Annotated in this window: 9 protein-coding genes, 1 rRNA gene and 1 pseudogene; 7 read left to right on the top strand and 4 right to left on the bottom strand. The window is 41.4% G+C overall.

Annotated features, from left to right (window positions below):
* The first annotated feature begins 173 nt into the window (after nucleotides 1-173).
* On the top strand, nucleotides 174-1,442 hold the full coding sequence (locus ACRWSG_RS06290; protein ID WP_462165902.1) for an MFS transporter: 1,269 nt from the start codon (nucleotides 174-176) through the stop codon (nucleotides 1,440-1,442).
* On the top strand, nucleotides 1,439-2,641 hold the full coding sequence (locus tag ACRWSG_RS06285) for an NnrS family protein (protein WP_462165901.1): 1,203 nt from the start codon (nucleotides 1,439-1,441) through the stop codon (nucleotides 2,639-2,641). Before ACRWSG_RS06290 ends, ACRWSG_RS06285 begins: the two co-directional genes overlap by 4 nt.
* A gap of 21 nt (nucleotides 2,642-2,662) precedes the next feature.
* On the opposite strand, the gene ACRWSG_RS06280 is transcribed toward ACRWSG_RS06285, so the two are convergent.
* Nucleotides 2,663-3,409 (bottom strand): HesA/MoeB/ThiF family protein, encoded by a 747-nt coding sequence (locus ACRWSG_RS06280; RefSeq protein WP_462165900.1) that lies wholly within the window; start codon nucleotides 3,407-3,409, stop codon nucleotides 2,663-2,665.
* A gap of 204 nt (nucleotides 3,410-3,613) precedes the next feature.
* Between ACRWSG_RS06280 and ACRWSG_RS06275 the strand changes: the two genes are divergently transcribed.
* Together ACRWSG_RS06275 and ACRWSG_RS06270 are read left to right on the top strand one after the other, a co-directional pair.
* Nucleotides 3,614-4,804, top strand: coding sequence for an alginate export family protein (locus ACRWSG_RS06275; RefSeq protein WP_462165899.1), 1,191 nt, complete (start codon nucleotides 3,614-3,616; stop codon nucleotides 4,802-4,804).
* 302 nt (nucleotides 4,805-5,106) lie between these two features.
* Nucleotides 5,107-6,582 (top strand): NarK family nitrate/nitrite MFS transporter, encoded by a 1,476-nt coding sequence (locus ACRWSG_RS06270; protein ID WP_462165898.1) that lies wholly within the window; start codon nucleotides 5,107-5,109, stop codon nucleotides 6,580-6,582.
* Between the two features lie 91 nt (nucleotides 6,583-6,673).
* Here ACRWSG_RS06270 and mog read toward each other — a convergent pair whose 3' ends face one another.
* From mog to ACRWSG_RS06255, 3 genes and pseudogenes are all read right to left on the bottom strand, one after another.
* Nucleotides 6,674-7,201 carry a molybdopterin adenylyltransferase gene (mog, locus tag ACRWSG_RS06265; RefSeq protein ID WP_166339465.1) on the bottom strand — a complete coding sequence of 176 codons (528 nt, stop codon included), beginning with the start codon at nucleotides 7,199-7,201 and terminating at the stop codon, nucleotides 6,674-6,676.
* 177 nt (nucleotides 7,202-7,378) lie between these two features.
* Nucleotides 7,379-7,996 (bottom strand): hemerythrin domain-containing protein, encoded by a 618-nt coding sequence (locus tag ACRWSG_RS06260; RefSeq protein ID WP_462165897.1) that lies wholly within the window; start codon nucleotides 7,994-7,996, stop codon nucleotides 7,379-7,381.
* Nucleotides 7,997-8,296: 300 nt separating this feature from the next.
* Nucleotides 8,297-9,159 (bottom strand): annotated as a pseudogene (locus ACRWSG_RS06255) (YicC/YloC family endoribonuclease).
* Between the two features lie 181 nt (nucleotides 9,160-9,340).
* Between ACRWSG_RS06255 and rph the strand changes: the two are divergent.
* The 3 genes from rph (at nucleotide 9,341) to ACRWSG_RS06240 (ending at nucleotide 12,827) form a co-directional block, all read left to right on the top strand.
* Nucleotides 9,341-10,054, top strand: a complete 714-nt coding sequence (rph, locus tag ACRWSG_RS06250) for a ribonuclease PH (protein WP_054554228.1) — start codon at nucleotides 9,341-9,343, stop codon at nucleotides 10,052-10,054.
* A gap of 22 nt (nucleotides 10,055-10,076) precedes the next feature.
* A complete protein-coding gene (gene pyrE / locus ACRWSG_RS06245) occupies nucleotides 10,077-10,721 on the top strand; it encodes an orotate phosphoribosyltransferase (RefSeq protein ID WP_054554229.1) in 645 nt (214 codons plus the stop codon).
* A gap of 565 nt (nucleotides 10,722-11,286) precedes the next feature.
* Nucleotides 11,287-12,827: ribosomal RNA gene (locus ACRWSG_RS06240) — 16S ribosomal RNA — on the top strand.
* The last annotated feature ends 18 nt before the right edge of the window (nucleotides 12,828-12,845 follow it).

Here is a 12,845-nt window from a genome sequence, read left to right as displayed (position 1 = left end):
TTAAATTGTTGATTTTGTTTGTTTTTGTTTTGTTTGTTGTTGCTCTTGTTTTGGTAAAACATAAAAACCGATGCATTGTAGGTAGAAGGGCATACATTACAGCCGCTTTAGGTAAAATTAGGTTTTAACGCACAGTGCGAAACGTCGTTTTGCAACTAGCTAAGGGGGGAGGGATGCAAGAGTTGGAAAGAAATCGGGCTTTAGTGCTAGCGACTCTAGCATTTGCAGCCAACTTTTCAGTTTGGACTCTGTATGCAGCAATCGTTCTGCCGATAGCATCAATGTGGCATTTAAGTGTGACTGAAATTGGTGTACTGCTGGCAGCACCTATGTTGACGGGCGCCATTTTACGTATCCCTGTTGGCTTATTGGTTGACTGCATGTCTGCAAAGCTATTGTTTGTTTTGCAAATGTTACTTTGCATACCTGCTTTGTTACTGCTCTATGTTGCTTCAAATTACAATTATTTATTAATGATTGGTCTGTGGATTGGCATTAGTGGTTGTTCATTTACTATCGGCATTCGTTATGTCTGTGACTTCTTTCCTCGAAAACAGCAAGGTACTGCGATGGGAGTGTTCGGTGTTGGTAATTCTGGTGCTGCAATTACACTCGTATTTGCTCCTTGGTTGATCGAAAACTATGGCTGGCAGTGGGTTGGTCCTGCGTATGCATTAGGGTTGGCTATTATTGCTGTCATGTTTTGGCTATTAGCGCCCAGGCAGCCTGTACTCTCTGAACAGATTTATCAACCGCCGCAACGTTGGCAGCAATTACTAAAAAATCATCATATATGGCGTTTGGGGTTGTACTATTACTTTGTTTTTGGCTCTTTTTTAGCGCTGCTATTGTGGTTACCTTATTATTATATGCAGGCGTATCAACTCTCTTTAACCCAAGCGATGGCCTTTACTTTGTTTTTTGTCGCCACTTCATCGGTGATCAGAGCATTAGGAGGATGGTTTGCTGATAAATACGGTGGGCGTAGTGTTAACTGGAGTGTTTTTTGGGTCTGCTTAGTTTGCTTATTCTTTTTAAGTTACCCCCCAACCACTATGGCAATTCACGGTGTTGAGCAAGATGTGGATTTAACTATTTCAGTTAATGTTTGGGTGTTTACGGCACTGCTTTTTATTATCGGTCTTGCGCAGGGTTTCGGTCGAGCGAGTGTGTTTAAGATGATCCATGAACATTACCCGCAACAAATGGGCGCAGTGGGCGGGATTGTGGCAGCTGTTGGTGCGTTAGGAGGCTTTACTTTACCCATACTCTTTAGTTATGCCGTTGATTTTGTAGGCTTCTATAGTGCCAGCTTCATGATGCTTTATGGTGTATTAGCGGCTTGTATGATGGTGATGTACTTCGCATTGAAAGCGCAACGATACCAACGTAGGTTAAAAGAGGCATCAAGTTATAATTTTTTAGAAGATGATGATCTATGAAACAAGCAACTTCGGATGAAAAAGTAAAACCAATGCCGGTGTTATTGAGACTTGCATTTCGACCTTTATTTTTATTTGGTGGTGCGTTTAGCTGTGTGGCGTTGGTATTATGGGGGCTTGCATTGAGCGGCCAATACTCATTTACTCCTTACGGAAATATCTTATTTTGGCACAGCCACGAAATGATTTTTGGTTTTGTCTCTGCGATTGTTGTTGGTTTTTTATTAACCGCGGTGCAAAACTGGACATCTATCCCCAGTATCAAAGGTAAAAAGTTAGCTGTTTTAGTAGGAGTATGGCTGCTAGCAAGAGTGTTAATGCTAATGAGTTTTACACCGCAATGGTTAATGCTCGCGATTGATGTATTGTTTTTACCTTTAGCCGGGTACTGGCTCGCAAAACCAATAATTGCTGTTGGACAAACCCGTAATTTGTTTTTTGTTCCAATTATTGTATTACTCAGCGCCGCTAATTTATTTATGCATTTGGGTGTGATTTTAAAAATACCTGCTCTTTACTCTCATGGGTTTATGTCGGCAATATGGTTAATTACATTGCTCATGAGCTTGCTAGGCGGGCGTGTGATCCCATTTTTTACAGCCAACGCCACAAAGACGCCTAAGCCAGAGCCTTTAGTTTGGCTTGAAATAATGAGCTTAGGGAGCACCTTGTTTATTTGTGTGTTGTTTTTTGTTGGCGCAATTTATTATATTCCAGCAACTTTCATAGGTATTTTAATGGTATTTTGTGCCGTTGCTCATGTGATACGTGCGTGGCGTTGGCATTTTAGCTTAACATTAAATACGCCACTCTTATGGAGTTTGCATGTTGCTTACTGGTTCATTCCAGTTGGGGTTTTTCTAATTGGTTTATCCTACTTATCTAATTTAGTGACTGTGTCTACGGCATTTCATGCTTTAACGGTGGGCGCAATGGGAAACATGATCCTCAGTATGATGGCTCGTGTCAGCCTTGGGCATACAGGGCGACAACTCATCGTTCGCCATTCAATTATTATTGCATTTGCATTAATTTTGATAGCAGCCATAGTAAGGGTATTTGGTGCCTTGCTGATTAACGACTTTAGCCATTATTTTATTTTTGCATCAGTCATTGCTTGGTGTTTAGCCTATGGTGTATTTGTATTAGTCTATTTTCCTATTTTGACTAAACCAAGAGCAGATGGTCGCCCAGGTTAATCGCAGTATCACACGTGTTATTTATGTTCTGTACTGGCATATTTTGCAATGTGTGTGTTTTGCTATTTTAAATGTCTTAAAAGTAAGTGTTTGTGCATCGTATAGCGTTAATGCTACTTGGTCTGGGTTTAAACCTAGCAGGCTTTTTATTGCTTCTGTTGCTTGTAATGTGCCGATTGTCCCAACAACCGGTGAAAGAACACCTGCTTCCATGCAACTTAGGTTAGGTTCTGTAAATAAACGCGCAACGCACTCATAACAAGGGTCATTGTTACGCATTGGAAAGTGTATTATTTGCCCTTCCATGCGAATAGCCGAGCCTGAAATTAATGGTGTTTGATGTTGCCAGCATAGTTTGTTTATTAATAAGCGAGTGGTTAAATTATCACTGCAATCAATTACGACATCGGCATTTTCTATACAGTGCTCGTGTTGCTTCTTAAAGTGTGTAGCATGAATATCAATCTGATTTTGCGTATTGATTAAAGCCAATGCTTTTTTGGCTGACTCGACTTTGTTTATGCCAACCGAATGTTCTGGGTGGAGTATCTGCCTTTGCAGGTTCGTTACATCAACCGTATCGCCATCAAAAACCGTTATTTTCCCAATTCCCGATGCTGCTAGATAAGGCAAAGCAGCACATCCAAGTCCGCCTGCACCAATCACAAGAACATGACTGCTCATAAGCTTTTCTTGCCCTTCTTCTTGCACATGCGGTAATAAAATGTGGCGGCAGTAACGCATCGTGTTGGTTTGGTCTAGCTGCATAGTTTTACCCGTCTTGTTTTTAGATATTCGGTTAAGGTGATCTGAGTAATCTAGCCTACACCAACGGGAGAGTCGATGTTATACCTCTTTGTGGGTGAGTGTTGGGTTTTATTGGTAACGCAATGATTTTATTGATTTAAGTCAAGTTTTGAAAGGCGGCCTGCTCGTAGGCTACTAGCAATTATATAGATAGCAGGTAGTGATATGAAAACACAAATCGCAATTATAGCAGCGGTGGTTACCTTAAGTGTGTCGTGGCAAGTTCATGCGGATACAGTCGATAATTTACAAAACATGCTAGCAAATGGTGAAGCGCACGGGATGTTTCGTTACCGCTTTGAAAATGTTGATCAACAAGGTGTCGCTGAGCAGGCAAATGCATCGACCTTGTTAACACGTTTAAATTATACATCGGCTACGCTCAAAGGTGTGCAAGCGCTAATAGAGTTTGACAATGTATCTGTTATTGGTAGTGAAAATTATAACAGTACAATAAATGGCTATGTTGATCATGCTGTTGTGGCTGATCCTAAAGGGACTGAGCTGAATCAAGCTAGCTTAAAATATAGCAATGATCAGTTGGAGTTTATTGCGGGTCGACAACGTATTAATTTAGATGATCAGCGTTTTGTTGGTGGTGTTGCATGGCGTCAGAATGAACAAACATTTGATGGCTATCGGATTGTTTATAAACCGAATTCAGCACTCAAGCTTGATTATAGCTACGTATATAATGTTAATCGTATTTTTGGTGAAGATAGCCCTTCGGGAGATTTGCATGGCAAATTACACTTTGCCAATGCTGCTTATCAGTTTAATAAGCAATTAACTTTAACAGGCTTTGCGTATCTGTTTGATTTTGACTCAGCTTCAGCATTATCGAGCCAAACACTTGGCATACGAGCAAAGGGAGCGATTACTGACTCATTAACATATACCTTAAGCTATGCGCGTCAAAGGGATTATGCCGACAATGCTGCGTCCTATGATGCAGACTACTTACTTGCTGAGCTACAAGGTCGCTTAGCGTCTGTTAATTGGACGGTGGGCTATGAAGTGTTAGGTGCAGACAATGGTGTTAGCTTTAGCACGCCATTAGCAACAGCTCATAAATTCCAAGGTTTTGCAGATAAGTTTTTAGCAACACCGACAGAAGGCATTGAAGATTTATACCTAGGTGTAAGCGCAAAAATATCGGGTGTAAAACTTGCTGCGATCTACCATAGTTATCAAAGTAATGAGCAAAGCATTGATTATGGTGATGAAATTAACCTATCTGCTGCTTATGCTTTTGCAAAGCATGCCAATGTCTTACTAAAGTATGCAAATTATCAAGCTGATGATTATGCCACTGATACTGACAAAGTGTGGTTAATGCTGACATATAAGTATTAACCTGAAATTTGAACTTCCGCGATCAGAGCCTCTTAGGGGGCTTTTTTCTTTTTAACCTACCAAAGAAATCATAATCACAGAGCTATTACTTTTAATCTTGCTTTTTTCCGACAGGGTATTTGTTTATCTCTTTGTGAGTAGTGTTGCTTAGCACGCTTGTGCTTACACGTAATATGACGTTTACCAAAGTAGGTAAGTCAAAATTGTGCCTTCCCATCAGCTTGTTATTGCTTGATATACATCAATATTTTTCAGCTATAGGCTATCCAAAATAAGGCTAAATGAAGTTATTGGAGAGTACTATGGCAGGTAAAAAGTTTACGATTTTTTCCTTTACTGGAAAAATGAAAGTGCTGCACCTTAGTTGGATGGCATTTTTTATTACGTTTATGGTGTGGTTTAATTTTGCCCCGCTATTACAGGCAGTCAAAACCTCGCTTGGATTAACCACAGAACAAGTGAGGACCTTACTGATATTAAACGTTGCATTAACGATCCCCGCTCGGGTCATTATTGGTATGCTAACAGATAAGTATGGCCCTCGGCTTATTTATTCGAGCCTATTAGTTGTGTGTTCTATTCCGTGTTTTATGTTTGCCTTTGCTGATAGCTTTTTACAAGCTGCTATTGCTCGATTTCTACTTGGGTTTATAGGTGCAGGTTTTGTGATTGGCATCCGCATGGTTTCAGAATGGTTTCCACATCATGAGCTAGGTACCGCAGAAGGTATATATGGGGGCTGGGGTAATTTCGGTTCAGCAGCTGCTGCATTTACTTTACCGACCATTGCATTGTTAGTCGGGGGCGATGATGGCTGGCGTTATGCAATAGGCATTACCGGGTTATTGAGCTTGGTTTTTGGTTTTATTTATTATGCCAATGTGACCAATACACCAAAAGGGTCTACTTACTTTAGACCAAAGAACTTGGGGGCTATGGAAGTTACCTCTAAAGGTGATTTTTTCTTACTTTTAATCATGAAAATTCCAATGTATGCCGCGCTTGCATTATTAACATGGAAATTGTCACCTAATGGTGTCGGCATGCTTGAAGCAAATGTGGTTAATATCACTTATGGTGCTCTAGTGTTACTTTATTTATTTGAAGTTAAAAAGGTCTGGAGTGTAAATAAGGGGGTATTTGAGCAAGAAGTGCCTGAGTTGCATCGCTATAGTTTTAAGCAGGTTGCAGTGTTAGATATTTTGTATTTTACTAACTTTGGTTCAGAGCTTGCGGTTGTGTCTATGTTGCCATTATTTTTTGCAGATACATTCTCGCTCGATCCTGTGATGGCAGGCATGGTTGCTGGCGCTTACGCATTTATGAATTTAATGTCGCGCCCAGCTGGAGGCTGGATCTCTGATAAATTTGGTCGTAAAACAACGTTACTAATTTTAACGGCAGGCCTAGCAGCCGGTTACTTTTTAATGGGAATGGTCGATGCACAGTGGCCGCTGTGGTTAGCTGTAGTAACAGCTATGGCATGTTCTTTCTTTGTACAATCTGGCGAAGGTGCCGTATTTGCAGTTGTACCATTAATTAAACGCCGTTTAACCGGCCAGATTGCGGGAATGACTGGTGCTTACGGTAATGTAGGGGCTGTAACATTTTTAACTGTGTTATCCTTCGTTGATTATGCAACCTTCTTTTATGTTATTGCTGGAACCGCGATGATTGGTTTTGTTACCTTATTCTTTATGGATGAGCCAAGAGGGCAAATTGCAGAAGTGCGTGAAGATGGTACGGTTGAGCTAATTGACGTATCAAATAAGGGGTAATTAAACCCTATAACAATAAACCAGCACATTGTGCTGGTTTATTGTCTTTAGTGGCCCAAGCAATAAACTTAAGGCTTTGCGTTACGGGTTGCTATTTTGATTTTGGCCTAAAGACTTGAATAACGTCTTCGTTACAGGTGATGTAGGGACCTTCAAGTAAATCGATACAATAAGGAACAGCGGGGAAAACAGCATCTAAACATTGGCGAATTGCTTTTGGTTTGCCAGGTAAATTGATAATGAGTGAATTTCCCCGTATCCCAGCTGTCTGCCTGGATAAAATAGCGGTAGGTACATACTTTAAACTTTCTTGACGCATTAACTCACCAAATCCTGGCATCATTTTATCACATACAGCTTCTGTCGCTTCTGGCGTAACATCTCGCTTAGCAGGCCCAGTTCCACCTGTAGTAATGATAAGCGCGCAATTTTGCTCAGCTAGTTCGCACAATGCTCGCTCTATGAGTGGTTGCTCATCTTCAACAAGTTTATTGCATGCTTGCCAAGGGGAGTTTATATAATCGTTTAAAGTATCTTTAATAGCGGGGCCTGATAAATCGTCATATTGACCTCTGCTAGCGCGATCGCTCACCGTTAAAATACCTATTTTGGCTATCATTGCTTTCCCTTATTTATTTTGATGTGTGTTGAGTCTAGCAAAGCTGTTCGTTGAGTTAACTCCTCCTTAGTGGGTAGATGTTAACAGCTGAGTACTTTAATAATACAACTCTACAAAGTCATCATTGAATAGGGCCTATTTAGTAGCATGTCTTAATTAAGCACACGACTTCTTGATTTATTGTTTAAATAAAACATTATTTTCTAAATGTATGTGTTCTTTAAGATCTAGATATAGCTCTTTAATTTGCAAATACAATAATTGCCAATCATTATCTGCTTCTATAGGTGGAGTAAAATTATTGGTAAGCTCGACGAGTGTGTCTAAGGCTTGTGCATGAGTTTGATGTTCAGCTTCCATCACAGAAATAGGCCCTGAGGGATAAAACCCTTTCATAATCATAGGGAATAAAATAGCTTCCTCTTTCATCATATGTTCTTCAAGTTCATAACGCATCTGTGATAGATGAGACTCTAAATGTTGTGGAAAAAGTTCTTTAAAAGAGCTTTTCTCTTGAACTACTTTACACATGTGGAGTAATTGGCGGAATTGTATTCTGTGCTTTTCATGAAAGTTATCAATGATATGCGCAACCAATTTTATTGGCGATTGAGTTTGCCAATTAAAGTGAGATTTACTTTCTGCTTGCTCTAAATTTGTGAGTTTAAAAAGAAAAGCTGCTTTATCTATTTTGGCATTGGCCAGTGCTACTTTGAGTTGCTGTTTTCCATTTAAGAAAAAATCTAGATTGTAATCATTGAAAAGAATCGGTAGCACCAGGGACTGTGCAGGCAATATCGCTTAGAGTTTGAGTTTGAACAGACATTTCAATCCTTTGTAAAAGTAGTGAGTAGTCCTTTTAATCTAGAGTATGTTTTATACTAAATATATTCCTCCTAATAGATAGAGTTAGACTAACCTTTTATGAGTAATTTAAGACTTAAAAGTGCGCTGATAATTATTTTTAAGTTGAGCTTATTTTAATTTTGTCTGGCTCACAATTTCGCAGATGGATTTTTGAAGGGGTCGGGAAAATTTGGAGATAAAATAAAGCCCTATGTAAATAGGGCTTTGCTGGAAGTTTGACTACTAATCTTACTCAATATTCTGAATTTGTTCGCGCATTTGCTCGATTAACACTTTTAGTTCTACCGCAGCGTTTGTGATGTCACTGTTGATAGACTTTGATGCTAATGTGTTTGCTTCACGGTTAAACTCTTGCATCATAAAGTCTAGGCGTCGGCCACATGCGCCGCCTTTAGTTAAGATTTTTTTGGTTTCTTTAACATGCGACTTTAAGCGGTCAAGTTCTTCAGCAACATCTTGCTTTTGTGCAAGGTAAATAAGCTCTTGCTCAAGGCGAGACTCATCGATGTCTGTTTTTAGTTCTTCTAGCTTTTGGTTTAGTTTTTCGCGCTGCCATTTAGCGATTTCTGGTAAGTGGCCTTCAACAATAGTTACTTGCTCTAAAATAGCATCAAGGCGAGTTGCTATCATTTCTTGTAAGTTTGCGCCTTCATCGCCGCGAGCTTGTTTAAAATCTTCAATCACTTCATCGAAGCCTGCAATTAGCGCAGTGTTTACGCTATCCATGTCGAGCTCTTCGGCTTCCATAACGCCAGACGCCAACGTAAAATATCAACTGGGTTGATGTCACCATTGCTTTGGTTTTGCACCCATTGTGCGCTTTTAATTAATTGCTCAGCGAGTGATTCGTTAATCGTTAACTCACCAACATGCGCTGGATTTGCAGCAAACTTTAAGAAAACTTCAACCTTACCGCGTTGTAAATGTTTACGTAAACGCTCACGAATAACCGGTTCCATGCCACGAAATTGCTCAGGTGCGCGGATAAAAGTTTCAAGGTAACGTTGGTTTACTGAACGAATTTCCCAAGTGCCAGTGCCCCATTCGCCTTTAATTTCGCGGCGCGCATAAGCTGTCATGCTGTGGATCATGGATGATTTCCTAGTGTTATTAAATTTACAAAGTTGACTGATTATACCGAATCAGCTTTTAACCTCTAGCGTAAATTTTCTGAAATGTGCTTTTCTGATGCAGTTAATTATGTAAATGAACATGGCATCTAGCACCACATCGACTTATAATGTGGCAAATTCAGAATTAAGGGGATCGTTAATGCGTCCAAGCGAAAGAACACCTAACCAAATTAGACCGGTTACATTCACACGTAATTACACTATGCATGCTGAAGGTTCAGTATTAGTAGAGTTTGGAAATACTAAAGTTTTGTGTACAGCAACTGTTGAAGCTGGTGTACCACGCTTTATGAAAGGCCAAGGTAAAGGTTGGGTTACGGCTGAATACGGTATGTTACCTCGTTCAACACATACTCGTAATGGCCGTGAAGCATCGCGCGGTAAGCAGGGCGGTCGTACTATGGAAATTCAACGCTTAATCGCACGTGCACTTCGTGCTGCGGTTGACTTAAAGGCGTTAGGTGAAAACACCATTACTATCGATTGTGATGTAATTCAAGCAGATGGCGGTACACGTACGGCATCAATCAGTGGTGCATGTGTTGCATTAGTTGATGCGCTTACTTACATGCGTAGTAAAGGTATGATCAATTCAAACCCACTTAAGCATATGATTGCGGCAATTTCAGTTGGTGTATATAAAGGTCAACCAATTAGTGACCTTGAGTACCTAGAAGATTCTGAAGCCGAAACAGATATGAACGTGATCTTGACCGAAACTGGCAAAATCATCGAAATCCAAGGCACAGCTGAAGGCGAACCTTTCTCATTCGACGAACTTGATGAGCTACTTACATTAGCTAAACATTCAATTCGTGAAATTATCGACGTTCAAAAGCAAGCATTAGCTTAATAAATAAGTAGGTTTATTAGTTATGAAAGATTATCAAAAAGAGTTTATTGAATTCGCACTTGAAAAGCAGGTGCTTAAATTTGGTGAGTTTACTTTAAAGTCTGGCCGCACTAGTCCTTACTTTTTCAATGCTGGTTTATTTAATACCGGTCGTGACCTTGCACGCTTGGGTCGCTTTTACGCTGCAGCACTTGAAGATGCGGGCATTGATTACGATGTATTATTCGGCCCTGCTTATAAAGGTATTCCAATCGCAACAACGACAGCGGTTGCTTTAGCAGATCATCACGACAAAGATGTACCTTACTGTTTTAACCGTAAAGAGAAAAAAGCACACGGTGAAGGTGGTACATTAGTAGGTTCTGAACTTAAAGGTAAGATCATGTTAGTCGATGACGTGATCACTGCAGGTACAGCTATTCGTGAGTCTATGGAAATCATTGCAGATAATGGTGCAGACTTAAGTGGTGTTTTAATTGCACTTGACCGCCAAGAGAAAGGTAAAGCTGAGTTATCTGCTATTCAAGAAGTCGAGCGTGACTTTGGCACTAAAGTTATCTCTATTGTAAAACTAGCTGACTTAATTAGTTACCTAGAAGCCAAAGGTACAATGGATGAGCATTTAGCTGCAGTAAAAGCATACCGTGATCAATACGGCATTGCTTAACACCTAAAAACGCGAACAATTTAAAGGCCCAGCTATATTGCTGGGCCTTTTTGTTTTTAGAGTCTTGTACTTTTATGGCCTTAAATACGGTTAAAAAGTTACTGAAGCGTTAATAAAGTTTCTCTTTTGTGGTGTTTAGACTAAAAAGGATACAAAAGGCAGTTTTTTTAAAGTTTTCTCAAAAAAGTGCTTGCGTTAATTCGCTGCATCCCTATAATGCGCATCCACCGACACGGCGGACTGCTTACAAAAAAGCAAAACGACGAGTTGGTTGAGTCAGGTAAAACTGAGTTTTGAAAAAATAAACTTTTCTCAAAATTAAGTGTTGACAAAAATAACGGCTTGCGTAGAATGCACAGCCCTTGAGACGCAAAAGTATCTCAAACGTTCTTTAACAATATAAAGCAATCATCTGTGTGGGCACTCGTACAGATTGAGTTCTAACAGCGAAGCTTAGTTTACTAAGTGGAGCAAAAAAATTTAGAGTCTCAATTTCTTATGAGTGACTATATAGTCAATTTATACAGAATTCATTGAGCACGAAACTTCGGTTTCAAAAAACTTTTAATTGAAGAGTTTGATCATGGCTCAGATTGAACGCTGGCGGCAGGCCTAACACATGCAAGTCGAGCGGTAACAGAGAGTAGCTTGCTACTCTGCTGACGAGCGGCGGACGGGTGAGTAATGCTTGGGAATATGCCTTGTGGTGGGGGACAACAGTTGGAAACGACTGCTAATACCACATGATGTCTACGGACCAAAGTGGGGGACCTTCGGGCCTCACGCCATAAGATTAGCCCAAGTGGGATTAGCTAGTTGGTGAGGTAATGGCTCACCAAGGCGACGATCCCTAGCTGGTTTGAGAGGATGATCAGCCACACTGGGACTGAGACACGGCCCAGACTCCTACGGGAGGCAGCAGTGGGGAATATTGCACAATGGGCGCAAGCCTGATGCAGCCATGCCGCGTGTGTGAAGAAGGCCTTCGGGTTGTAAAGCACTTTCAGTAAGGAGGAAAGGTTAAGTGTTAATAGCACTTAGCTGTGACGTTACTTACAGAAGAAGCACCGGCTAACTCCGTGCCAGCAGCCGCGGTAATACGGAGGGTGCGAGCGTTAATCGGAATTACTGGGCGTAAAGCGTACGCAGGCGGTTTGTTAAGCGAGATGTGAAAGCCCCGGGCTCAACCTGGGAACTGCATTTCGAACTGGCAAACTAGAGTGTGATAGAGGGTGGTAGAATTTCAGGTGTAGCGGTGAAATGCGTAGAGATCTGAAGGAATACCGATGGCGAAGGCAGCCACCTGGGTCAACACTGACGCTCATGTACGAAAGCGTGGGGAGCAAACAGGATTAGATACCCTGGTAGTCCACGCCGTAAACGATGTCTACTAGAAGCTCGGGTCTTCGGACTTGTTTTTCAAAGCTAACGCATTAAGTAGACCGCCTGGGGAGTACGGCCGCAAGGTTAAAACTCAAATGAATTGACGGGGGCCCGCACAAGCGGTGGAGCATGTGGTTTAATTCGATGCAACGCGAAGAACCTTACCTACACTTGACATACAGAGAACTTACCAGAGATGGTTTGGTGCCTTCGGGAGCTCTGATACAGGTGCTGCATGGCTGTCGTCAGCTCGTGTTGTGAGATGTTGGGTTAAGTCCCGCAACGAGCGCAACCCCTATCCTTAGTTGCCAGCGATTCGGTCGGGAACTCTAAGGAGACTGCCGGTGATAAACCGGAGGAAGGTGGGGACGACGTCAAGTCATCATGGCCCTTACGTGTAGGGCTACACACGTGCTACAATGGCGCATACAGAGTGCTGCGAACCTGCGAGGGTAAGCGAATCACTTAAAGTGCGTCGTAGTCCGGATTGGAGTCTGCAACTCGACTCCATGAAGTCGGAATCGCTAGTAATCGCGTATCAGAATGACGCGGTGAATACGTTCCCGGGCCTTGTACACACCGCCCGTCACACCATGGGAGTGGGTTGCTCCAGAAGTGGATAGTCTAACCTTCGGGAGGACGTTCACCACGGAGTGATTCATGACTGGGGTGAAGTCGTAACAAGGTAGCCCTAGGGGAACCTGGGGCTGGATCACCTCCTTATACGATTTAGAACTTATT

The sequence above is a fragment of the Pseudoalteromonas sp. GB43 genome, from assembly GCF_054923805.1.
This window is presented reverse-complemented; position numbering and strand designations above follow the sequence as displayed.